The organism is Prosthecobacter sp. (genome assembly GCF_044227185.1).
In the GTDB taxonomy this organism is placed as follows: Bacteria; Verrucomicrobiota; Verrucomicrobiia; order Verrucomicrobiales; family Verrucomicrobiaceae; genus Prosthecobacter.
Genome location: NZ_JBGAFO010000010.1, coordinates 267,300 through 291,817 on the forward strand (window position 1 = coordinate 267,300; position 24,518 = coordinate 291,817).

Annotated in this window: 15 protein-coding genes; 8 read left to right on the plus strand and 7 right to left on the minus strand. The window is 62.4% G+C overall.

Annotated elements, in window-relative coordinates:
• Positions 1-86: 86 nt before the first annotated feature.
• Both ACILSQ_RS22825 and ACILSQ_RS22830 read left to right on the plus strand, forming a co-directional pair.
• Positions 87-6,674 (plus strand): hypothetical protein, encoded by a 6,588-nt coding sequence (locus ACILSQ_RS22825; protein ID WP_395745982.1) that lies wholly within the window; start codon positions 87-89, stop codon positions 6,672-6,674.
• A gap of 51 nt (positions 6,675-6,725) precedes the next feature.
• On the plus strand, positions 6,726-7,775 hold the full coding sequence (locus tag ACILSQ_RS22830) for a ComEC/Rec2 family competence protein (RefSeq protein WP_395745983.1): 1,050 nt from the start codon (positions 6,726-6,728) through the stop codon (positions 7,773-7,775).
• Positions 7,776-7,788: 13 nt separating this feature from the next.
• Here ACILSQ_RS22830 and ACILSQ_RS22835 read toward each other — a convergent pair whose 3' ends face one another.
• Complete coding sequence (locus ACILSQ_RS22835) at positions 7,789-9,414, minus strand: SGNH/GDSL hydrolase family protein (protein WP_395745984.1); 1,626 nt, start codon at positions 9,412-9,414, stop codon at positions 7,789-7,791.
• Positions 9,415-9,560: 146 nt separating this feature from the next.
• Between ACILSQ_RS22835 and ACILSQ_RS22840 the strand changes: the two genes are divergently transcribed.
• Positions 9,561-9,863: a DUF2089 family protein gene (locus ACILSQ_RS22840; RefSeq protein WP_395745985.1), complete on the plus strand. Its 303-nt coding sequence runs from the start codon at positions 9,561-9,563 to the stop codon at positions 9,861-9,863.
• Positions 9,864-9,880: 17 nt separating this feature from the next.
• The gene (locus ACILSQ_RS22845; RefSeq protein WP_395745986.1) at positions 9,881-10,516 is read left to right on the plus strand and encodes a hypothetical protein; all 636 of its coding nucleotides are present in this window, start codon (positions 9,881-9,883) and stop codon (positions 10,514-10,516) included.
• A gap of 315 nt (positions 10,517-10,831) precedes the next feature.
• On the opposite strand, the gene ACILSQ_RS22850 is transcribed toward ACILSQ_RS22845, so the two are convergent.
• On the minus strand, positions 10,832-12,052 hold the full coding sequence (locus ACILSQ_RS22850) for a neutral/alkaline non-lysosomal ceramidase N-terminal domain-containing protein (RefSeq protein WP_395745987.1): 1,221 nt from the start codon (positions 12,050-12,052) through the stop codon (positions 10,832-10,834).
• A 154-nt stretch (positions 12,053-12,206) separates the two neighbouring features.
• Between ACILSQ_RS22850 and ACILSQ_RS22855 the strand changes: the two genes are divergently transcribed.
• The 3 genes from ACILSQ_RS22855 to ACILSQ_RS22865 are packed head-to-tail and all read left to right on the plus strand — an operon-like array spanning position 12,207 to position 15,846.
• Positions 12,207-13,172: a mannonate dehydratase gene (locus tag ACILSQ_RS22855; protein ID WP_395745988.1), complete on the plus strand. Its 966-nt coding sequence runs from the start codon at positions 12,207-12,209 to the stop codon at positions 13,170-13,172.
• A gap of 1 nt (position 13,173) precedes the next feature.
• A complete protein-coding gene (locus tag ACILSQ_RS22860; RefSeq protein WP_395745989.1) occupies positions 13,174-14,610 on the plus strand; it encodes an Nramp family divalent metal transporter in 1,437 nt (478 codons plus the stop codon).
• 9 nt (positions 14,611-14,619) lie between these two features.
• Positions 14,620-15,846, plus strand: coding sequence for a mandelate racemase/muconate lactonizing enzyme family protein (locus tag ACILSQ_RS22865; protein ID WP_395745990.1), 1,227 nt, complete (start codon positions 14,620-14,622; stop codon positions 15,844-15,846).
• Between the two features lie 18 nt (positions 15,847-15,864).
• Here ACILSQ_RS22865 and ACILSQ_RS22870 read toward each other — a convergent pair whose 3' ends face one another.
• The 3 genes from ACILSQ_RS22870 to leuC form a co-directional block, all read right to left on the minus strand.
• Entirely contained in the window at positions 15,865-16,974 is a 1,110-nt protein-coding gene (locus tag ACILSQ_RS22870) for an SGNH/GDSL hydrolase family protein (protein ID WP_395745991.1), read from the minus strand.
• A 50-nt stretch (positions 16,975-17,024) separates the two neighbouring features.
• A complete protein-coding gene (locus ACILSQ_RS22875) occupies positions 17,025-18,113 on the minus strand; it encodes an alpha/beta hydrolase (protein ID WP_395745992.1) in 1,089 nt (362 codons plus the stop codon).
• A 235-nt stretch (positions 18,114-18,348) separates the two neighbouring features.
• Entirely contained in the window at positions 18,349-19,764 is a 1,416-nt protein-coding gene (gene leuC, locus ACILSQ_RS22880; RefSeq protein WP_395745993.1) for a 3-isopropylmalate dehydratase large subunit, read from the minus strand.
• A 174-nt stretch (positions 19,765-19,938) separates the two neighbouring features.
• On the opposite strand from leuC, the gene ACILSQ_RS22885 reads away from it, so the two are divergent.
• Positions 19,939-21,195: a dicarboxylate/amino acid:cation symporter gene (locus ACILSQ_RS22885; protein ID WP_395745994.1), complete on the plus strand. Its 1,257-nt coding sequence runs from the start codon at positions 19,939-19,941 to the stop codon at positions 21,193-21,195.
• A 410-nt stretch (positions 21,196-21,605) separates the two neighbouring features.
• On the opposite strand, the gene ACILSQ_RS22890 is transcribed toward ACILSQ_RS22885, so the two are convergent.
• Both ACILSQ_RS22890 and ACILSQ_RS22895 read right to left on the minus strand, forming a co-directional pair.
• On the minus strand, positions 21,606-21,887 hold the full coding sequence (locus ACILSQ_RS22890) for a hypothetical protein (RefSeq protein WP_395745995.1): 282 nt from the start codon (positions 21,885-21,887) through the stop codon (positions 21,606-21,608).
• An 81-nt stretch (positions 21,888-21,968) separates the two neighbouring features.
• Complete coding sequence (locus tag ACILSQ_RS22895) at positions 21,969-24,485, minus strand: transglycosylase domain-containing protein (protein WP_395745996.1); 2,517 nt, start codon at positions 24,483-24,485, stop codon at positions 21,969-21,971.
• Positions 24,486-24,518: the final 33 nt, after the last annotated feature.

Genomic DNA, 24,518 nt, shown 5'->3' on the forward strand with positions numbered 1-24,518 from the left:
GGTCTCCCCGATTGACAGACTCTTTACAATAAATGCTCGCCACACCCGTGATGCCTTTCGCATCATTCACCCTCCTCCACACGGTCATGAAATCCATCGCTCTCGCCCTCCTCCTCCCGCTCGCAGCGCATGCCGACAATGAAATCGGCTTCATCGAGCGCTTCGCGCTCGCCAGTGATCGTGAAAAAGTCCTGGGTGAGCTGGTGCCGGGCTCGGACGAGTATTATCTCTTCCACGCCCTCCATTACCAAAACATCCGGGACCACAGGAAGCTCGAGCAACTCCTCGAACGGTGGAAAGAGAGGACACCCCGCGAACTCCCGGCGCGCCGCATTATCCTGAACCGCGAGGCGCTTTTGAATTATGACCGTGATCCGCAGGCCACGCTGAAGTACCTCATCGACCGGCTCAACATCCGCCACGATCACCAGCAGGAGGTGCGCGACCAAAAGCCTGACCTGCCCACCCAGCTTGATCCCGCCAAGGTCAGCCGCGAGGTGTTTCTGCGTGATGCGCTGAGCAGTGACCGCAGCCTGGAATCCCTCTCCCAGGAGGCCCTGGCAGCCCTCATTCGTGATCGAGCGCCGCTTTCCCCGTCCCAGCGGCGCGCCGTGCTCGGCAGGCTGGAGCGTCCCGACGTTCCGAACCTGGTGGAGGCCATCATCACGGACCTTCGGGCGGACACCGCGCGAAATTTCGGCTACCTGCCCATCCACCACGCGCTGCTGCCAGAGCAACTGGATGCGCTGCTCCAAACCTTCCCGCAATGGCTCGGACAGGAGGAGTTTGTAAACACCCGCATGCGCAAGCTCGCCCCCAGTGCGGATGTGAACCTGGAGTATGACGCCGCCGAGCGCCAGGCCTGGCTGGACCGCGTGTGGGCCTTTGCGCGAAAGCTGCCGTCATCCCAAAACACCCTCAAGGCGCGGATTCTCTATCTGCGGCTGGATCATGACCGCAAGCAGGGCGTGTATGACCGTGAACGCTTCATCGAGTACCTCATGCTTCCCCGCCGGGGGAGCTACATCAGCGACCGGCTCCACGGCATGATTCCGGGGGACTTCGCGCAGCTCGATGCTGATCTCAGCGAGGCGCTGCTGTTTTCCCCGCCCGTCGGCACGGACGAGCCGCTCGTGCGCGATTACTTTCTGCACCTCTTTGCGACCAAGGTGAAGCCGGACGACGATCCGAAGGAGGTGCTCTCGCGGTGGACCCCCTACGTCGCGGAGAGATGGCTGGCCCCGCTGCTGGCGGAGGCGCTGATCACCAACGGCATCGGCAATCCCGAGCGCTGGGCGTCATTGATCAAGCCAGGCGAATTTCAGGCGCTGAAGGAGCGAGTGGACATCGAGTTCCCCGTGACAAACGCGACGGAGTTCGTGCCCGGAGACGACATCCAGTTCGACGTCACGGTCAAAAACACCCCGAAGCTCATCGTCAAAATCTTTGAGCTCAACACGCTGAATTTGTTCCAGACGCAGCGGCGCCAGCTCAACACGGACCTCAACCTCGACGGCCTGGTGGCGAACAGCGAGCAGACGCACACGTTTGAAGACGGTCCGTTCACGCGCAAACGGCAGACGTTTAAATTTCCCGACCTCAAAGGCAGGCGGGGGGCATGGATCGTGGAGTTCATCGGCGGCGGGCGCAGCAGCCGGGTGCTGATTCGCGCGGGGCAGTTCCACGTGCTGCAGCAGACCGGGCCGGCGGGAGATTTAATCCTCGTGCTGGATGAGAAAAACAAGCCCGTGCCTGACGCCGTGGCCTGGTTTGAAGGACGCAAGCTGGAGCGCAACGAGAAGCTCGGCCGGATCGTGGTGCCGTTCACCCACCAGCCCGGTGCGAAGAACCTCATCGTGGGCGACGCGGCAGGCACCTTTGCCTCGCTCACGCCCTTCATCCACCATGCGGAGGAGCACCGGCTTGACGCGCAGTTCCACATTGAGCGCGAGCAACTGCTCTCACGCCGCCAGGCCACGCTGGCGGTGCGCACGGCCCTGATGCTGGGGGAGGCGCATCTGGCGCCCGAGCTGCTCAGCGAGCCGAAGCTCGAGATCACCAGCATCACGCATGACCGCATCTCCACCACGCGGGAAGTCAAAGACCTCAAGCTCGGGGCCGGCGGCGTCCTGACGCACACTTTCACCGTGCCGGAGCGCCTCTCCTCGCTCAGCGTCACGCTCAGGGCCAAGGTGGATGTGCTCAGCACCGGGGGCGCGAAGAAGGAGCTCGCCGCCAGCCACACCTGGACGCTCAACGGCATCGACCAGACCGAAGCGGTGAACGACGGCCATCTCAGCACCTTCGACGGCCAGCGCATTTTTGAGCTTTTGGGCAAAAACGGCGAACCCATCGCCGACCAGCAGGTCCTCTTCACCTTCAGGCATCGTGAGATCAGCTTTTCCGAGGTTGTGGCCCTGCGCACCGATGCCCAGGGCCGTGTCACGCTCGGGAAGCTCCCCGGCATCGCCTCCGTGGCGGCCAAAATCCCCAATGGGCGGCAGATGCTGTGGCCGCTGGAGGAGACGGATCATACGGTGTCCACCCTCATCCAGGCCAAAGAGGGAGAGACGATTCGTGTGCCACTTCGTGAAACAGACCGGCTGCCGGCCTCCCTCCTGGCCCAGACCCTGGGCACCTTCACCGCCGATGTGTCCGCCCAGGTCAAATCCGAAGGCCGCTTCCTCACCATCAGCGGACTCAAGCCGGGAGACTATTCGCTGCAAATTCCGGGCCAGCCTCTCATCGCCATCAAGGTCAGCCAGGGAGAGGTGATCGCGGGCTGGGTGCTGGGCAGACACCGCCGGCTTGAGCTCAAGGGCAGCACGCCGCTCCATGTGGCGAGCGTCGAAAAAGGCGCGGAGTTCATCACGGTGAAACTCGCGAACGCCGGCCGCTTTGCGCGTGTGCATGTCGCGGCATCGCGCTTTGATCCGGGCAGCGGCCTGTTTGGAGATCTGGCCGGCTTCACCCGATTCGGTGCGGCCTCCGGCACGCCTGCGAGAAACCCGAACCTGTACTCCGGGATCCGAGCCATCGGCGACGAATACCGCTACATACTCGAACGGCGCGATGCCAAAACCTTCCCCGGCAACATGCTCGCGCGTCCCGGCCTGCTGCTCAATCCCTGGGAGACTCGCAGCACCGAACTGGACGGACTGGCGCAGGCGGGCGGCCAGAGCGCGGCCATGACGCGCGGTGGCGCGGCGGCCCTCATACAAAACCCGGTGCCGCAGCCAGCCAATAGATCTCAGCTCCAAAGCGGTCCGGCAGGGGGAACCAACCTCGATTTCCTCGCCACCTCCGCCCCCGCCCTCTACAACCTGGTGCCAGACGAGGAGGGTGTCGTGCGCATTGAGCGGAAGTCGCTGGGCGACCGGCAGCATGTGCAGATCTACGCCGAAGACCTGCAAAACGCGTCGTGGTGCACGCTCACACTGCCTGAAGCGCCCACGCGGTTCGCCGATCAGCGCCTGGCGCGCAATCTGGACCCCAAAACGTCCTTCACGCAGAAAAAGGAAATCACCATTCTCGAAACGGGCAAGAGCCTCGCTCTTGCCGACATCCTCACCAGTGAACTCGAAACCTACGACACGCTGGGCGGGGTTTACTCGCTGTTCACCACACTCAGCAGCGACAACCACCTGGCGGAGTTTGGCTGGGTGCTGAACTGGCCCAAGCTCAACGATGAGGAGAAGCGCGGCAAGTACGGCGAGTTCGCCTGCCATGAGCTGAACTTTTTCCTCTCGCGCAAGGACAGGCCGTTCTTTGAGTCGGTGGTGAAGCCCTACCTGGCCAGCAAGAAGGACAAGACTTTCATGGATGAGTATCTCCTGGGCCTGGACCTCCGCCACCACCTTGCATCCTGGTCCTACGCCCGCCTCAACATCGTGGAACGCATTCTTCTGGCCCAGCGGATCAAGGAGGAGGCCCCGAATGCCGCCCGGCATGTGCGCGAGCTGTGGGAAATGATTCCGCCGAATCCGGAGGAAGCGGACCGTCTGTTTGAAACCGCGCTGCGCGGCCGGGCGCTGGAGTCTGAGGCCATGGGAGCCCTGGGAGCCATGGGAGAACTGGAGAAGGCCAAACAACAAGCAAGCCAAGGCATCCCTGCGCCCGCGCCGATGTCTGCTGCCGCAGGGCAGCCGGGGAAAGCCGGCTATATTCGCGCTGAGGAAGAGATGGTGGAGAAAAGGAGAATGGAAGCAGTGGCAGAGCAGCGAAGAATGGACGCACAGCGCGCGGAGAATCTGGCGGCGGAAAGAAAAATGGAAGCCATGCGTGAACAAAGGCTCGCCGAAAGCCGCAGCGCAGGGCGCCGAATGATGGAGTCAACGGCCGCCGCACCGGAGGTCCGGCTTAAAAGCCTGGATGCAAACGGCCTGGCAGACGACGCCGCCGACCGCTTCTCCGGGGGAAAAAACCTCGAAGGAGAGATCGCCTATTTCGACGCGGCAGGGGCCGCGGAAGCCCGCAAAGACGTCCGCATCTTCTTCCGCGCGCTCGGCCCCACGAAGGAATGGGCGGAGAACAACTACTACAAGCTTCGCATCACCGACCAGGACGCCGATCTCGTCTCAGTGAACGGCTTCTGGCGCGACTATGCGGCGTGGGTGGCCACGGGTTCCAAGGACGGCTTTGTTTCGGCGAATGTCGCCGAGGCCTGCCGGAACTTCACCGAGATGATGCTCGCGCTGGCGGTGCTTGACCTGCCCTTCGAGGCCCCGAAGCATGGCACCAGCACCGAAAACGGCCGCTTCACCTTCACCGCGGGCGCCCCCTGCATCCTGTATCACAAGGAGGTCAAACCGGCGGCTGTCGATGGCAACGCGCAGGGGCAGCTGCTTGTCTCCCAAAGCTTCTTCCACCAGAGCGACCGCTACCGCATGGAGGGAAATGAGAAGTTTGAGAAGTATGTGGCGGCCGAGTTCCTCACCGGAGCCACGTATGGCGCGAACGTCGTCGTCACCAATCCAACGAGCAGCTCCGTGAAAGCCGTGGTGCTGATGCAGATCCCGCAGGGCGCGCTGCCGGTGCTGGGCAGCAAGGCCACGGACTCGCGCCAGATCCGGCTGGATGCGTACACCACGCAGACCTTCGAGTACTACTTCTACTTTCCGCAGGTGCCCTCCAAGGCCGGGCTGAAGTTCGCCCACTTTCCTGTCAACGTCACCACCAGCAGCGGGGCGGCCAGCGCAAAGCCCTTTGAGTTTAATGTGGTGTCGAAGCTCACCGAGGTGGACAAGTCCTCATGGGACTATGTTTCGCAGTACGGCAGCGAGGCGGAGACATTTGCCTTTCTGAACCAGAACAATCTCGCGGCGCTCGACCTGAGCCGGGTGGCGTGGCGCTGCCGCGGCAGCGTGGACTTCTACCACAAGCTCACCGCCTTCATGCGCGCGCACCATCTCAGTGACGAAGCCATCTCAACGTACGCGCTTCTGCACAACGACACGGCCACCCTGCGCGAATGGCTGAAGGAACGCTTCGGAGACGGCTGCGGCCCGTATTTTACAAGCACGCTTCTCACCCTCGACCCCATCGAACGCCGCAGCTATGAGCAGCTCGAATATTCGCCGCTGGTGAACCAGCGCGCGCACCGGGTGGGCGGCGGGTGGCGCATCGCCAACCCCGCCGTGCTGAAGCAGTACCAAAGGCTGCTGGAAATCCTGGCGCACAAGCCGCAGCTCGACGCCATGGACAATCTGAGCGTGGCCTATTTCCTCTTTTTGCAGGATCGCGTGGGGGAGGCGCTGGCACGCTTCAAGAGCATTGATGCGAGCAGGCTGCCGACGAAGATCCAGCATGACTACTTCCAGTGCTACGCGGCCTTTTATGAAGGCGACCTGGCCGCCGCGCGCGGCCTGGCCACGAAGTACGCAGATCATCCCGTGCCGCGCTGGAAGCTGCTGTTTGCCGAGGTGGCGGCGCAGCTCGATGAAATCGAAGGCAAGGGCGCCAGGAGAGGGAAAGGCGACCAGCCGGACCGTGAAAAACAGCAGGCGGAGCTCGCGGCCAGCGAACCTGGCTTTGAGTTCAAAGTGGAAAACAAGAGCATCGACCTGAGCTGGAAAAACCTGCAGGAGGTGACGGTGAACTACTACCTGATGGATCCGGAGTTCAGCTTCAGCAGCAGCCCCTTTGCCAGCCAGGACGCCGGGCGCTTCGGCATCATCAAGCCCAACAAGAGCCTGACGCAGGCCCTGCCGAAAGGCGAAACCAGGCTGGACCTCCCGCTCCCCGCGGAGTATGCGAAAGCCAACGTGCTGGTGGAGGTGCTGGGCGCCGGGCAGCGCAAAACGCAGGCCTACCATGCCAACACGCTGAAGGTGGCGGTGACGGAGAATTACGGAAGCGTCGAAACCCGCGACGCCACCACCGACAAGCCGCTGGGGAAGACCTATGTGAAAGTGTATGCGCGCCTGAACAACGGCACCGTGCGCTTCTTCAAGGACGGCTACACCGACCTGCGCGGCCGATTTGACTACGCCAGCCTCAACGGCCCGGAAAGCGGAGCAGCGCAGCCCATGCCGTGTGAGGCCGCACCGGCCAACGGCCTGGACTACCAGATGCTGAAACCCGCCGAGCTGCAAAACGTGGACACGCTCTCCCTCCTGATCCTCAGCGACACGCACGGAGCCACGGTGAAGGAAGTGAAGCCGCCGAGCCGGTGATTGCGGAGTTTATGAGAGAATCTGCCGTGGTGAAGCGTGAACACGCATTCCATGAAACTGATCCTTGCCGCCCTCCTTGCCCTCACTCTCTGCGCCACCGCGCGTGACAAGACGCTCGACTTTTACTGGATCGACTCCGAGGGCGGAGGCTCGACGCTGATGGTGACGCCGGCGGGTGAGTCGGTGCTTATTGACACGGGCAACCCCGGAGGGCGGGACCCGCAGCGGATCAAGAAGGTGGCGACGGAGGAGGCGAAGCTGACGCGGATTGATCATGTGATCATCACGCACTTTCATGCGGATCACTTTGGAGGCCTGGCCGAACTGGCGGAGCTGATGCCGGTGGGAACGCTCTACGACAAGGGCGTTCCTGAAGGCAGCCCGGATGGAAAGGCGCAGGACATGCGCTGGACACTGACGAGCCGCCCCTACCGTGACGCGAAGGTGGAGAACCGCGTGACGCTGGCCGCGGGTGCCGTGATCCCGCTGAAGCAGGCGGAGGGCAGCCCCAAGCTGACGCTGCGCTGCCTGGGGGCGAACCAGAAATTCATCCCCCCCTACCCTGACCAGCCGGAGAATCCGCTGAAGGGCAGCGTGCCGCCCAAGGCCGCGGACCCCACGGACAATGCGAACAGCGTGGTGATGCTGCTGCAGTTTGGCGGCTTCCGCTTCTTTGATGGTGGCGACCTGTCCTGGAACGTGGAGGAGAAACTGGTGTCTCCCTTCAACCTGGTGGGCACGGTGGACCTGTATCAGGTGAACCACCACGGGCTGGATGTGAGCAACAACCCCATGCTGGTCCACAGCCTGGCGCCGACGGTTTCAGTGATGAACAACGGCCCGCGCAAAGGCACGAGCAAGTCCGCGATGGATGCGCTGAAATCGACGCCGACGATCCAGGCGATGTACCAGGTGCATGAGAACGTGAGAGATGACCATGAGAACACGGCGGACAAGAGCATGATCGCGAATCATGGTGATCTGGCCGAGGGCTGCGCCGCCAATCACATTCACTGCACGGTGAGCGCGGATGCGAAGAGCTATACGGTGGAGGTGCCTTCGCAGAAGCACAGCCGCACCTTCCAAACGCGAGAGAAGTAGCAGCGGAAGCGTCCTACTTCTTCTGCGCCAACTGGGTGCGGATGACGGGGGCGAGCCATTTGGCGGTTTCGTCGGCAATGACGTTGTAGCCGGCGAGGTTGGGATGGCGGTCACCGGCCCAGCCGGGGAGGTGACCGAAGACGCCGTCCAGGCGATTGTCGAGGACGACCACGGTGGGATCGGTGCCGGGCTGAATGTAGGGGGTGGCGAAGGGGCGGAGGTTTTCGGGGATTTTGGCGAGGGGGTAGCGGCGGTAGTTCAGCATGTCGGGGCCTTTTTTGAGCTCGGCGAGGTAACGGGGGACGATGTCGAAAAGCTGGAGCTTTTCCGCGGTGGCGACCTGCCTGACGAAGTCATTGATTTCTGGACGCGGGCTGTCCACCACATAGGGAATGACGGTCATGGGGATGAGCATGGCGTGCGGGTGGTCTGCGCGCAGGCGGGTGAGGAGCTCGTGGAAGTCTTTGGGGAAGTTCTCTTCGAATTTTTCGCGCTTGGAGCGGTCGTTGATGCCGTAGCGGATGAAGATGTAATCCGCCTGCGGCTTGGTTTTCACCGCTTTGTCGTACCGGGTGTCGAGGAGACGGCGGATGGTCTCTCCACTGACGCCTTCGTTGTAAACGTCGGTGGGCGGGAGGTCGGGCTCGGCGGCGAGCTTGATGCGAAGGGTGTCCTCGATCTGAGGCTCGTCGGGGGCGAGTTTCTTCGGAATGCTGGCCTCGGTGGTGCTGTCTCCGAGCAGGATGATCTGCAGGCGCTTTTTGCCCGCGGTGGCGTCGCTGAAGGCGAAGGGCTTGCCGCCGATGAACTGGTCCGAGGTGATGGTGGGGCAGATGCGCTTTTCCACATGGGCGACGAAGAGCTCTGTACCGCGCACATGGCTGACGAAGGGCCAGCGCGCGGGATTGTACATGGTGTCTGTAAGGTCGCGCATGAGGACGACGTGCCTGCCGTTCTTTTCCATCTGGCGCAGGCCGAAGGGGCGGCCGGAGACGCACATGTTGAGGTGCACGCCCATGAGGATGACGTTGTCGATGTTCTTCGATTCAAGGAGGTTCCAGATTTCCACGCCGCTGTCGCTGATGGCGTCTTTAGATTGATCGATGCGGAGGACGTCGATTTGTTTGGTCCAGGGAGCTTTGGGGTTGAGGCCTTTGGCGGTGAGGTCCTTGGCCCAGGCGGCGTGCTCGGTGAGGTCATCGTCTTCGCCGCCATCGGTTTGATCGAGGGGATACACGGCCATTTCCTCCGAGGGGATCTGTTTGCACCAGTCGGCGATCTTGTCCGGCAGGCGCGCGGCGGTGGGGGCGGACCTGGCGCGCTCGCGTGCGGGAGTGCCTTCGTAGGGCTTCATGCAACTGCTCGGCGCGTGGATGATGAGCACTCCGTCTTTGCGGGCTTTTTCGAGGACCTCGTTCATGCGCGGGGCCATTTCGACCTCACGCGTCACGGCGTTCTTGCAGTGATGGAGGTCCCACATGTCGCAAACGATGATGGCGGTGCGCGAGGGAAGCCACTGCTCCTTCACCAGCGTGGCTTTGCCGGAAGGAGCGCGGGATTGCAGAGTGAGGGAGAGGGGCGTCTCCTGGGCCAGGGCGTGAACGGAGAGAAGCAGTAAGAGCGGAATGAACGAGCGCATTGAGGCGATACGCGGATCGGGGGCGGGCTTTGCGCAAAATCTTCGCAGACAGGAAGGAGGCCGTGAGAACACAGCGGACGGAAATTGAATAAAATTAAAATTAAATTGCACATTATTGAATATATTGTTCAATTTCATTTAACTTTATGGATGAGAGCTCACCCAACCGCCGCTGGCTTGATTCACTGGAAGATGAGGACGTCAGCTTCCTCAAGCGCTTCCTGCAGGCGTCGGGTTCGTTGAAGGAGCTGGCTGAAATTTACAAGGTCAGCTATCCGACGGTACGGCTGCGACTGGACCGGCTGATTCAGAAAGTACAGGTTTATGACGATGCGAATGCAGGTGATGCGCATGAGCGGCATCTGCGGGCGCTGGCTGCGGACGGGAAGATCGACACTGCGACTTTGAAGACACTGCTGTCCAGCTATCGCAAAACAAAGAAATCCTGAACCAACCACCGCAGCCTATGAAACTGACTCCATTCATCCTTGCTCTGATGATCGCGCATGTGAGCGCTGCCGAGCCCGCTTCTCCCCAGCGCCTCTGGAAGCCCGACACGCCGGGGCTGACACTGGAAAAAGCAGCTCACTACGATGCCCCGACGGGCACCTTTGAGATCACGGCTTCCGACGAGGCTCTGCAGCGCCTGTTTGTGGATACGCAGCCGAAGGTGGGCGCTCATTCCTATGCGCTGCGGGGCGAGGTGAAGTATGAGCAGGTCGGAGGCACGGGCTTTCTCGAAACATGGACGAGCCTGGATGAGAACAAGGCTTTTTCCCGGACGCTGGGTGAGCAGGGTCCGATGGGAAAACTCACCGGGACCAGTGCATGGCGCGAATTTGTGCTGCCCATGAATCTCATGGGCTCCTCCACGCCGGTGAAGCAGATCGAGATGAATGTGGTGCTGCCAGACGGCGGCAAGGTGTGGCTGCGCAATCTCAGGATCGAAACGATGAACTTCGCTCCGGCGAAATCTTCGTGGGCGCTCCTGGTGTCAGTGGCCGCGGGTGTTGGGGTCATCATCGCCCTGCTGGTGTGGCGCAGCAGACGTCGTCATGCCAGCGAAGATGAAATCAAGCGCATGATGGCGGCCGACGTTTGAGACCACGAGCTGTTGAAAATGGGCCCTCATATGAGCCAACGACCCCGTCATTCAAAGCAAAGCCCCTCCAAACTTCGGTGGAGCAGGCGGCGCCTGTCCGTGGCGGTGCGCAGTGACTGCGGCGGCGGCGCAGTAAGACGCTGCTGGAGGGCGAGGTGTGGTGAAGAAAGCGCTGGCTTTGCTCTCCGGAGAGGACGCCCGTATCCAGGGATGGCGCTCGCTCCGCGAGCTTATCCCTGGCTACCTGCTGTGATCCCCTCCGGGATCATACAGCCCCGTTTTCAACTGGTCATGGTATGAGACGGCCATCAGCCGCTACTTGGACAGTTTTTGGTGCAGATCGTGCACCTTGTTTGCGATGCGGTCCTCCACACTGTCCGCCCATCCGGCCGCGGCTTCGTAGCCGCCTTCTTTGAGCACGCGGAGGCTGGGCACGTAGCCGGTGTAGTCGTTGGAATAACCGGCCACCCACACGCCCGCAGCACCGGCGAACTCGCGTTTGAAGCGCAGGGAATAATCCACGACCACCTCGCTGCCGAGCGTGATGAAGGTGAGGTCGCCGCCGATCTTGATGACCTGCACAGGGTAGTCGTGGTCTTCGCGGCCGGCCTTGGCGTAGCTGAGCTTGATCTCCTCATAAGCAGCACGGATGGGGCCGTTCACAGGGCGCGGATTCACCACGAGGGCCATTTCCACGGCATTCGAAAGCGACCGGCCATGCTGCATGGAGAGCTCCAGGTCTGTGACGCCGGGAACGACATCGCTGCGGCGTGGATACGGGTTTTGATCAGCGCCGCAGCCCATGAGGAAGAGGGCCGTGAAGCCGGGGCGGTGCTCCTGAAGATACTCCTGGGCAAAGCCGGCGTAGTCGCCGCACCAGTTGTAAAAGCCGAGGCTGGTGTTGTGGCAGGCGTAGCCAAACAGGGTGGCACGCAGGGTGCCATCCGGCGCCTCTATTCGCAGCGCGGGAACTTCGTGATCGACGGGACCGTTGGGATTCGGAGCCTTGCTGGCATTCGGGTGGTCGGGCGGCAGGGTGTAGTCGCGGCGGCGGTTCATGGCGAAGCCGCAGCGCGCCTTGTTCCAGGTGAGGCGCGCAGGCTGCATGTCTGCCAGCGCCTTGCCGATGAGCTCCACAAGGTCGCCCTGAAGTTTCTGCGTGTAGTCCCAGGCATCCTTCGCCTTGGGATTGTCCTTGTCCGCATCAGTGAGGGGCGTCGTGCGCATGGAGGGCCCGCTGTGGGTGTGCGAGGCATTCATCACCAGATGCGCGGGAGGCAGGCCGTACTTCTGCTCCGCCTGCCGGGCCACCTCGCGGCGCAGAAGCTGGGGCACGCCGATGAGATCGAGCGTGACAAACACGAGCTTGTTTCCCTGCTCGTCCTCCAGGGCGAGCGCCTTTGCAAACAGCTCCTGCACCTTGCCTTCCGCCGGTTTTTTGCGCGCCCCATACCCAGCCATCCAGAGCAGCTTCTGCGGGGTCACGGTGAGGGTGGCGGCTCCAGCTTTCCACTTCGCCGGCAGGTGGGGAGCCACGGATTTAGCTGGTGCCGGAGGCGACAGCGGTGTGGCACCAGGAGGTGCGGCAAGGACAGAACTGGCACAGAGAATGGCGAGCGAAAAAGCACGGAGCGGCATGCACAAACTACGGGAGCGTCCACGTTGTTTGTTCACTCCGGAATCATCTTTCATGCGCCTCGCGTCCGTTCTCACACCTCTCAGTGATCACCATCTGGCCCTCGCGGCCCAATGCGGCGTCGAAGAGATTACGGTGCGTTACCCAGGACCGGAAATGGAGCCTCTGCTGCAGACCAAGGCGCAAATCGAGCGCCATGGCATGAAGCTGGGCATCATTGAAGGCTATCTGCCCATCGAGAAGCTCAAGCTCGGGAAGGACGATGGCAGTGACATGAGGGCGATGAAACGGCTGCTTGAACACATGAGCGAGGCGGAAATCCCGCTGCTCTGCTACAACTTCATGGCCGGCACCGACTGGGTGCGAACCAAACTGGATGCCAGGGAGCGTGGCGGAGCGCTGGTGACGGCCTTTGATCTCAAAGATGCGCAACACGCCATGTCTTTGAACTCGGCGGCAATTCAGGCTGGTGGCGAAACCATAACGGCAGACGCCTTGTGGACGAACCTGGAGCGCATGCTCGCCGAACTGCTCCCAGCGGCAGAAAAACACGGCGTGACGATGGTGATGCATCCCGATGACCCGCCGCTGGCGGAATTTGCCGGCAAGGCGCGCATCATGAACAGCGTGGAAAACTTCGAGCGGCTCATGCGCCTCGCACCGAGCCGGCACCATGCGATCTGTTTCTGCCAGGGCACCTTTGCGGAGATGGGTGCGGACATTCCCGCCGCCATCCGCCGGCTCGGCCCGCACATCCGCTACGTTCATTTTCGCGACGTGCGTGGCAATGCAGAGTGTTTTGCCGAAACGTTTCATGACAACGGCCCCACCGACATGGTGGCCGCCATGCGCGCCTATCACGACATCGGCTTCACCGGCCCCATGCGTCCCGACCATGTGCCGCAGCTCGACGGCGAAGAAGGTGGCGAGCCCGGCTACACGATGATGGGCCGTTTGTTCGCGTATGGCTACATGCGCGGGCTGATTCAAAGCGTTCAAGCCGGCCTGCCCACATCCTGACATGAATCCATCCAACCCGAATCACGGCAGTCTTCCTGCTTGGAAGACGGACGATCTCCCCGCGCCGCTGCCATTCAGCTGGCGCAATGCGCTGCGCACCATCGGGCCGGGGGCCATCCTGCTTGTGGGAGCCATTGGGATGGGCGAGTGGATCGCGGGTCCGTTGTTTGTGGTGCAGTATGGACGCAGTGTGCTGTGGATCGCGACGCTGGCATTTGTGCTGCAATCGCTGCTGAATCTCGAGGCGGTGCGCTACACGCTTTACACAGGAGAGCCGGTGCTCACGGGCTTCATGCGGATGCGGCCGGGTTCGCGGGTGTGGGGCGTGTTTTATGCGGTCGCAGGCTTTGCGCAGCTCGGCATGCCTGCGGCGGCGGCTGGATGCGCGGGGGTGACGTTTGCGATGCTGCAAGGGCGTGCTCCGACGAATGGGGATGCGTCGGCTGTGACATGGATCACGGTGGCCCTTGTGCTGATCTCGGCCGTGGTGCTCGCCTCAGGCAAGAAGGTCGAGCGGCTGCTGGAGCGGCTGTCGTGGATGATGATCATCTTCATCTTCGGTTTCCTGCTGTGGGTGAACTTCACTTTTGTGCCGCTCAAGGACTGGAGCAGCACGCTGACAGGCTTCTTCTCGTTTGGAGTGATTCCTGAGAAGGTCGATTTCGTGATGCTGGCGGTTTTTGCAGCGCTCGCAGGCAGCGGCGGCATTGGCAATCTTGCCATCGCCAACTGGTTTCGTGACAAGGGCTTCGGCATGGGGTCCAAAGCGGGCAACATGGGCGGCGTGTGGAGCACGGAGCAGACACTGGCCCCCGTGGGCAGCGTGTTTCCGATCAACGTGGAAAATTTGAAGCGCTGGCGCGACTGGTGGCGTTACGCAATCATTGATCAATCCGGCCTGTGGATGCTGGGATGCATCGTGGGCATGTTTTTGATGGTGAATCTGGCCTCGTCATTGTTCCAGCCCGGCATGCAGGTCACCGGTGTTGCGGCGGGTGTGTTTCAAGCGGCGGAGATGCGCAAGCTGTGGGAGGGCTTCTGGATTCTCGGCCTCATGAACGGCTTCTGGATTTTGTTTTCGACGACGCTGACGAATGTGGATGTGCTGGCCCGCGTGGTGGCAGACATGGCCTGGGCGGGCGGTGCGGTGCCGAAGAAAATGCCGGTGGGGCGGTTCTATGGCCTGCTGCTGCTCGGCTTCACGGTGATCGCGTGCTTCGGCGCATTCCTTGGCGATGCAAAACTGCTGCTCATGATTCTCGGCGCCACCGCCGCACCCATCACGGCCTTGTCCGCGCTGCAAATCCTGCGCCTCAACACCACGCTGCTGCCACGTGAACTGCGCCCGCCGCTGTGGCGCAAGATCGCGCTCATCTTGTGCGCCTTGTTTTACGGCTTCATTTCCTTCGCCATGTTCCACCAGATTTTCTCCCACTAATCCCCCCTCATGTCACGCATCACCGCCATCGAAACCGCCATTCCGTCCGGCATCATGCCGAATCTGCTGCTCGTCCGCATTCACACGGAGGACGGGTTCGTCGGCTGCGGAGAGACGTATTACACACCGCATGCCATCGCGGCGTTGATTCACGATTGGATGGCTGAGCGCCTGCTCGGAGCCGATGCGCTGGCGATCGAGGCGCACTGGCGTTTCATTTATGAACGCTGCACGCCGTTTGGGCATCCGGGTGCGGAGATGCGGGCGCTGTCGGCCATTGATCTCGCGCTGTGGGACATTCTCGGGCAGGCCTGCCACCAGCCGGTGTATCGCCTGCTCGGCGGGCCCGTGCGTGAGGCGATTCCCGTGTACAATACGAGCGGCGGTCCGAGTTACGGCGCGCTGGCAGGTGCCACGGAAGCTCCACGTCATCCGGGCTGGCCGGGCTATGGCGACATCGGCAGCCAGGGACCGCTGCAAGACAACTGGGCCTCACATTTTGCCGCCGGTGATCTCGCTGAGGAATTGCTCGCTGAAGGCATCACCGCGATGAAGCTGTGGCCCTTTGATCGCGCCGCACATCGCAACGGCGGTCTGCACATCTCATGGGCCGATGTCGAAGAAGCCATGAAACCGCTGCGCGAGATTCGCGAGCGAGTCGGCATGAAAATGGACATCGCCATCGAAGGACACGCGTTTTTCCAGCTCCCGGCGGCGGAACGCATCGCCGAAGCCTTGCGCGAGATCAAACCGCTCTGGCTGGAAGACGTGCTGCGCGTGGACAACGCTGCCACGCTGGCCGATTTCCGTCGCCGGAGCGGTCTGCCCATCGCGGCGAGTGAGATGCTGCTCGGCCGCAAAGAATATTTGAGCGTGCTGCAAGCGCAGGCCTGCGACTACTGCATGGTCGATCCCACCTGGAACGGCGGCATCAGCGAAACCCGCCGCGTCATCGACATGGCGCAGACTTTCAACATCCCCGCGACGATTCACGACTGCACCGGCCCGCTCACGCTGTTCAGCGGCCTGCATCTCGCAGCCTCATCGGCCAATGTCGTGTTTCAGGAGACGGTCCGGGCGCACATCCGCTCGTTCTACGACAAGCTGGTCGATACGCTGCCGGTGATCGTGAATGGGAAGGCGCAACTGCCCACGGGAACGGGCTTGGGGACAAAGCTGAAGGACGAGTTGTTCCGAGAAGGAGTGAACGGGTGGAGGAAGAGTGTGGTGAAGTAGTGAACTTCAACCGCAGCTTCACAGCTTGGATTTCATCCAGGAATAAAAGCTCGCGCCGATCTGGGCGTAGCCCGTGGGATTCGGATGCACGCCGTTGTTGTTCGGGTAGCCATCCACGGGATCGAGATTGAGCTCGGTGGGGACGATGAAGATGCCTTCTTTTTCGCGACCCGAGAGGCGCTTGAGCATCAGCTGCACAATGCGGTGCTGGATGCGCTTCCAGCCCCAGCGTGGATACTTGTCCTTGTAGTTGGCGGTGAAACCTTCCTGGCGCGCGTTTGGCGGCGTGGTGAGGCCAACGGCAAGTTTGGCATTCGGCGCGGCTTTGTGAAACGCGGCGAGGAGCTTGTCCGCGTTGTCGAGCACTTCGTTGATCTTGGCATCGGGCTTGTTGGGATCGGCGCCAAAGCAGTCGTTGATGCCGAGAAGGAAGGTGACGATGTCGGGCGGCTGGCCGTCGCTGTTTTCTTTGAAGTAACGTGCGAGATCGAAGGCGCCGGTTTTGCCATCTGCCGAAGGGAAGATGAAGGGGCTGGTGGCTTTGCGAGCGAGAGGGCCTGCGGCGACGCCGGGAGCCTCAGGTGCGAACTTGGTGAGGAAGTCGGTCCACCGCCAGCCGCCGTAGCCTTCATGCGCCACACCGGGTTGTGCGCCTGCGGGTTTGTGGGTGCCGATCAAGGTCACCTTGGGATTTCCCGGGAGGGCGAGAAGACGGGCGATCTCATTCGGATAGAAGGAGGCGTGGGTGAGGCTGTCTCCCACGATGAGGAGGCGCAGCGGCTTGGTGGAGGCGGATTTGCGCGGGGAGATGTGAAGGGTGGTTTTTCCCTGCTCCAGCACTTTGCCGCCGGCGTCTTTGACGGTGATGGCGAGCGGATGATCGCCGACATTGGCGTCCGTGGGTGTGAGGGTCCAGCGGCGTTCTTCGCTTTTGCCGAGCTTGCAGGCGAACTCGAAGCGGTAGCTCTCAGGTTTCTCGGTGAGCACGATGTTGTCGTAGTAGATGCTCATCGGGACGTCCGGCGTGGCGTAAACGACGGGCGGGAGCGTGAGCTGGAGATCTTCCGCGAAAGCGGGAACGCCCAGAAGACAGAGGGCTGCGAGGAGAAGAGGACGATGGGAGTGCATGGAGCGGGTGGGCGGTGCGGAGTGCTGCGGACTCGGAGGTCCGCGCTCCATTACGGAGCGCGATACGCCAATCGTTCCAAGAAGCGGAGAATGGCGGAGATGGAGAGCTGGCCGCCGGGGGTGGAGGGGAAGAAATCCATGCCGTGGGTGGCCCAGGGGAGTTCGAGAAAAAGGTGATCGGCACCGAGCTGGGCGAGGCTGGTGCTGAAGCGGCGGCTGTGGCCGATGCCGACGAGGGAATCCAGGCTGCCGTGAAGGATGAGGGTGGGCAGCCGGTGCGTGTCAAGAAACTCAGTGGCTGAGGCGGTGCGGTAACCTTCGGCCGCCTCGTGCGGATCTCCGCCCATGTACTGGCGGACGAGGGTGAGGGATTTCAACAAGTCGTCGGGCACCGACCACTCGCGGGCGAGATGCATGTTCGGCGTGCCATAGACATCGATGCATGCGCGGGCGCGGAGATCTGGCATGCCGTAGGCGCAGGCGGCGGCGATCTGCGCGCCGGCGGAGCGGCCCATCAGAATGATGTGATCCGCATCAATGCCGAGCTCGGCGGCATGAGCGCGCACCCATGCGAAAGCGTGGCGCGTGTCTTCGGCCTGCGCGGGCCAGCGGTGCTTTGGCGCAAGGCGGTAGGCGTAAGCGCAGAGGACGCAGCCGTTTGAGGCGAGCTCGGTATTGGCGGCGATGAACTCCCCCGGATCGCCGCTGTCCCAGCCGCCGGTGTGGGCGATGAGCAGGCAGGGCAGCGGCTTTGGGGCGTCGATGGGGCGATACGTCACGATGTCCAGTGATTCGCCATCGCCATGCCAGTAGGCGCGGCGCTTCACCTGGACTTTGAATTTGCCGGCGTGCAGCGGCATCCAGAGCCGCAGCCAGGAGAAGGGCAGGCCCTGGACTTTGGCGATGCGGGATGCCTGGATGGAGGGGATGAGGAAGATGCAGGCGAGGGTGAGGGGGACGAGAGCGAGCCAGCGGGATGACTGGGCGGCGGGGTAGATCAGGAGCAGCGACAGGAGTGTGAGCCAGTGGCCGAACTCCGTGGTGACGAGCTGGAGCTGCCACTGCAGGCGGGTGGGTGACATGATCCAGGCGTTGAGCGCCAGCAGGAGGAGGATGAGGAGTGCCGGGAGGAGGACCATGGGTTTCACGGATGAGGGCTGAGGCTAACAACTGGCGTGGCCGCCCGGAAACCGCACACGGAGTGTGCGGACCACTTCGCGGCTGGTTTCGCGGTGCCCTGTGGTTGCATTATGCACTGGGTTCATCCCATTTGAAGATGCAGTGTGCGCTTCGGCGCGGAGTGGGCATTCATCCTTTTAAATGAAAAAAGGCGCGGATCTCGCGATCCGCGCCTTTTGGCAGAGATGAACTGAATCAGCCGGCGATGGTGAAGACCTCGCGGGCATCCGCGATGCTGCCGGTGAGGGCGGCGGCGGCGACCATGACGGGGCTCATGAGGACGGTGCGGCCGGTGGTGCTGCCCTGGCGGCCTTTGAAGTTGCGGTTCGAGGAGGAGGCGCAGAGCTGGTCTCCCACGAGCTTGTCGGGATTCATGGCGAGGCACATGGAGCAGCCGGCGCCGCGCCATTCAAAGCCGGCCTCGCTGAAGACCTCATGCAGGCCTTCCTTGCGGGCCAGGACATCCACGACCTGGGAGCCGGGCACCGCGATGGCTTTGACGCCTGCGGCCACCTTGCGGCCCTTGATGAACTTCGCCACTTCGCGGAAGTCGCTGAGGCGGCCATTGGTGCAGGAGCCGATGAAGGCGACGTCGATCTTGGTACCCTTGATCGGCTTGCCTTCCGGCAGCTTCATGTAGTCCAGCGCATCCTGGATGGAAATGCGGGCGGGCTCGGTGCTGGCGCTGGCGGCGGTCGGCACGTTTTCAGTGACGGCGATGGCCTGGTCCGGGCTGGTGCCCCAGGTGACGGTGGGCGGCACGTCCTCGGCCTTGATGTTCACGACGTCGTCATAGACGCAGTCCTTGTCGGAAGCGACCGCACGCCATTGGGCGACGGTGGTGTCCCAGGCGTCGCCGGTGGGGGAGTAGGGGCGGCCTTTGAGGTATTCGAAGGTCTTTTCGTCCGGATTGACGTAGCCGCAGCGGGCACCGCCTTCGATGCTCATGTTGCACACGGTCATGCGTTCTTCCATGGACATGGCGTCAAACAGGCTGCCGCCGTATTCGTAGGCGTAGCCGATGCCGCCATTCGCGCCGAGCAGGCGGATGATGTGGAGGATGACGTCCTTCGCATACACGCCGGGGCGGAGCTGGCCGTCCACATTGATGCGGCGGACTTTCATCTTGCCGAGGGCCATGGTCTGGGTGGCGAGGATGTCGCGCACCTGGGTGGTGCCGATGCCGAAGGCGATGGCGCCGAAGGCGCCGTGCGTGGCGGTGTGGCTGTCGCCGCAGGCGATGGTGGTGCCGGGCTGGGTGATGCCCTGCTCAGGCCCGACGACGTGCACGATGCCCTGCTTGCCGCTGGAAAGGCTGAAGTAGGTGATGCCGAACTCCTGGGCGTTCTTGTTGAGCTCCTGGATCATGGCCTCAGCGAGAGGGTCGGCGAAGGGGGAGACCTGGCTGTCCGTGGGGACGATGTGGTCCACCGTGGCGAAGGTGCGGTGCGGGTAGGCCACCTTGAGGTTGAGATCGCGCAGCATGCCGAAGGCCTGGGGGCTGGTCACTTCATGGACGAGGTGGGTGTCGATGAGGAGCTGTGTCTGGCCATTGGCGAGGGTGCCGACGACGTGTGAGTCCCAGACTTTTGCGAAGAGAGTTTTGCCCATGATGCGTGCTGATTGGAGGTTTGGAGGGCATGCAGCGTAGCACGCCCGGCGGAGGGTGCAAGGATGGGGAGAGAGACCCCGCCAGATACCTCAAATACGCTACGAGCGCCCTCTCCAAAAGAGCGCAAGAATGCCTCTTGGCATTTGCGAGGGTACCTGCCAGCATCCGCGCCCATGAAATGGCTGAAAAATCTCTACGTGCAGGTGCTGGTCGGAATCGTGCTGGGCATCCTCATGGGAATCTTCTGGCCGGCCGAGTCGATCCCGATGAAGACCCTGGGCGTGGCCTTTGTGAACGCCGTGAAGATGCTGATCGCGCCGATCATTTTCTGCACGATCGTGCATGGCATCGCAGGAATGGGAGATCTGAAGAAGCTGGGAAGCGTGGGGTGGAAGGCGCTGCTCTATTTTGAGGTGGTCACCACGGTGGCGCTGATCATCGGGCTGATGGTGGCGAAGGGGATTCAGCCGGGGGCCGGCATGCATGTCAATCCGGCGGACATCGTGCTGAGCGCCGAAGACCAGAAGGATTTCGACAGCTACACGAAGGCGGGGGAGAAGCTGACGGTGACCGGGCATCTGATGCAGATCATCCCCAAGACCTTTGTCAGTGCGTTTGCTGAAGGGGAAATTCTTCAGGTGCTGCTCGTGGCCATCCTGGCGGGAGTCGCGCTCGCCAGAATGGGGGAGCGCGCCCGGCCGATCACGCATCTGCTGGATGCGGTCGCGCAGATGTTTTTTGGCATTGTGGGCATCGTGACGAAGGCGGCTCCCATAGCGGCCTTTGGAGCGATGGCTTTTGTCATTGGCAAGTTCGGTTTTGGAGCGCTGGGGAACCTCATCATGCTGATGGGGTGCGTCTATCTGACCTGCGTGCTGTTTGTCTTCGTTGTGCTGGGCGCCATCGCGTGGTGGAACGGGTTCAGCCTGTGGAAAATCCTGAAGCATATCAAAGAGGAGCTGCTGCTGACGCTGGGAACGTCATCGTCAGAAGCGGCGCTGCCGGGGCTGATGCGCAAGATGGAGAAGAGCGGCTGCTCGGATGGTGTGGTGGGCATTGTGCTGCCGGCGGGTTATTCCTTCAATCTCGACGGAACCAGCATCTACCTGACGATGGCGGCTCTGTTTGTGGCGCAGGCCACCGACATTCCCCTGACCCTCATGCAGGAGCTGAGCATTCTTGGCATTCTGCTGCTGACCTCGAAAGGAGCGGCGGCGGTGACAGGGGGCGGGTTCATCACCTTAGCGGCAACACTGGGGGCCACGCACACCATCCCGGTGGCGGGTCTTGCGCTGATCATGGGCATCGACCGTTTTCTATCCGAGGCCCGGGCCATCACCAATCTCATCGGCAACACCGTGGCGATGCTGGTGGTGGCGAAGTGGGAGAATGAGTTTGATGCGGAGAAAGGGAAAATGCTGCTGAGGTGAAGAAGACGCTGGGAGGCAAGGCTGCGGCGGTGGGGCGGTGAGGACGCTGCTGGTGAACGCGGTGTGATGGAGGGAGCGCTGGATTTGCTCTCCGGATGGGGCGCGTGCTTTCCAGGGGTGGCGCTCGCTACGCGAGCTGACCCCTGGCTACCGGCTGTGACCCCTCCGGGGTCATGGCGGCGCATGGGTAATGGGTTATAGCGGTTCGCAAAACTCATTTCCGTTTAGCGGGCTGTCCTTGATCGGGGATCATGGGCTTCGGCGGCGGCTGGCTGAGGACGGCCAGCCCTACCTGCGCTGGGCACTCGCATGCCTGGAGCGAGGTGGGGGCGGGTCCTCCAACCTCCGCCGAACGTCCCGAAGCGCCGCTGACCGGAAATCCGGTTTGGAAAACGCTATACTTCGCCCTTTCAGGGCTGGGGCGCGGGCGAAAGGTGATTCAGCCAAAGGCGATCATCGGCATCGCGGAGGGCGGAGATGACTTCTGTAGAATCGATATTGATAAGGGGCATCTGGCAGATGCGCGCCTCACGTTCCAAGAATATTCCGCTGCCTGTGGGACTGCTCGCCTGCACCGGAGGCTGAAGAATCGCCAGCAACCGGCCCGAGTCCTCGACCTCAATGGAGGCATGAGAGGCCAGGTGCACGTATTTGGCCGTGTATTGATGAAGTTCATCAACCGTGATTTTCATGATTTAATCTGCCATTCAGCCCAGAATCAGGCAAGGGCAGAATCTGGACGGCAAAGATTGGAAGCCGCCGCCGCAAAACACTCACAGCTCGATCTTCATCGGCGGCGGCGGCGCGAGTTTGAGCTTGGGGCTGTCCTCCTCCGAAGGCTCCACGCCATCCACGGGAATGGCCTTGCGGATGGGGGTGCCATCGTCGTTCACGGGGGCGGCACGCGGGACGGCCTGCTCGGAATTGTAGGGATCCTCGCCGATGACGGTCAGCGCCTTCATGCGGACGGGGTCAATGTGCATCCAGCGGGAGGTCGTCGCGACGAGCGGAGCGGAGTCGAAGCCGCTGGCCGGGGTTTGGTAGCCGAACTGCTTGATTTCCACTGGCAGGCCTTCGCCGGTGTGGATGTTGCAGAAGCCCTCCAGCGGGGTGCCGGGGCGCAGGTACTCAAAGTAGGTGGAGCGCACGGATTTTTCACGTCCGTCAGGCCCCTTGATCTTCTCGTAGCAGTAGTCCGTGGCGCGCATGCCGCTGCGCTGGCACATCTCCACGCGCTCCGCGGTCTGCGGCGGCTCGATGTCCTGCGGCACGTTGCGGGTGATGCTGGCATTGATCATGTCCACCCACACGGGAAGCACGATGCGGTTGGAAAAGGCCCCGGGATAGATGGTCTTCTGCTTGTCAAAGCCCGCCCACACCCCACAGGTGACACCGGAGGTGTAGCCCAGGAACCAGAGGTCCTTGAACTCATAGTGGGTGCCGGTTTTGCCGCCGGCGACGAATTCGCCGAGCTTGTACTCGCTCACCGCCGGACTGCCGGTGCCGCGGTGCAGCGCGTCCACGAGGCAGGTGTGCGTCTGATAGGCGGCGATGGGGTCCATGCTCTGCACGCTGCGCAGGGCGGCCTCGGAGATTTGAAACACGGCCTTGTCGTTGTTGTCCGTGATGCGCTGGATGAGGTTCAGCTTCTGCGGGCGGCTGCCCAGGGTGGGGAAATTGGAATAGGCCAGGCACATGTCGCTCAGGCGCACTTCGCTGGCACCGAGGAAGGTGGAGGGGTAGTCGCGCATTTCGGAGGTGATGCCGGCCTTTTGCGCCACCTGCTTGACGGTGGGGACGCCCACGCGCTCGCCCAGGCGGACGGTGGCAGAGTTGCGGCCTTGCACGAGGGCCTCACGCGCACTCATGGGCGCCTGCGTCCATTTCGGGTTGTCCACCTCGGCGCCCCACTCGCCCAGAATGCCAGTCAGGCCGCCGATCATCACGCGGCGGTTGTCCAGCGGGGCGTCGTCCACCTTGGTGCCAGGGTAGAGGCCCGGGCTGCTGAATGCGGCGGCGTACACCAGCGGGGTGAAGGCGGTGCCGGCGGGCCGCAGGCCGTCTGTGGCGCGGTTGAACTGGCTGTCGCCGAAATCACGCCCGCCGACCATCGCCAGAATGCTGCCGTCCTTGTTGTCGATCATCATGGCGGCGGCCTGCAGATACTCCGGCAGGGGCTTGGGGGTGGCGGGATCAATCTCACCGCGTTTCAGACGCGCGCGGTAGTCGGCCATGATCGCACGGAACTGCGCGAAGGTCTGGTGCTCGTAGCCCTGACGCTTTTCCACCTCGGCGAGACGCCTGCTGACTGCTTCTTCCGTGGCCTTCTGCAGGTCCTGGTCGATGCTGGTGTAGATTTTGAAGCCGCCGATGGATGCGCGTTCCTCGCCCACCAGGTCCACCACCTCACGCCGCACGGCGTCAAAGACGTAGCTCAGGCGCGGGTCCGTGCTCTGGGGCGCGGTGACGAGGGGTTTGCGTTTGAGTTTCTCCGCCTCCTCCCGCGTCAGCGTGCCTTCGACGGCCATGCGCTCGAGCACGTAGTTGCGCTCCTTCATGGCGCGCTGGGGATGCTTGATGGGCTGGATGTTGTTCGGGCTCTTGATGAGACCCACGATGGTCGCGGATTCCTCGATGGTCAGCTCCTTGACGTCCTTGCCAAAGTAGCCGCGTGCGGCGGCCTGGACGCCGTAGAAATTCACGCCGAAGAAGATGCGGTTCAGGTAGAGCTCGAGGATCTCCGCCTTGGAGAAATGCTTTTCGATGCGCTGGGCGATGAAGGCCTCCAGAATCTTGCGCTTGTAGCTGCGCTCCAGGAGCTTGAAGGTCTGGCGGGCGAGCTGCTGGGTGATGGTGCTGGCGCCCTGCGTGACCTCACGGGCCACGATGTTTTCCTTCACCGCGCGGAGGAGGCCGATGTAGTCCACGCCGTCATGCTTGAAGAAGCGTGAGTCTTCCTGCGCCACCAGGGCATCGATGAAATGCTGCGGCACTTCGGTGACCGGCACGGGGGTGCGGTTCAGCACGTAGAGGCGGGCCATCTCATCACCGTCGCGGTCAAAAATGATGCTGGCGGACTCGAGCTTCTTGAGCTCCTCCAGGTCGTATTTTTCCGCGTCGCGCCGCAGAGGCGCGACGATGACGCTGTAAACGCCAAACGCGGACACAACGCAGAGCAGGGCGAAGGCCATCAGCGCACTGAACCAGCCACGGCGGTAAAACGGCAGTTTCAGGCCGGCTTCGCCACGCCAGTTGCGCACAGGCTGGGGATCGGGATCATCACGGAACATGACTTGGTAGGAAAGTAGGGCGGTGAAACTACC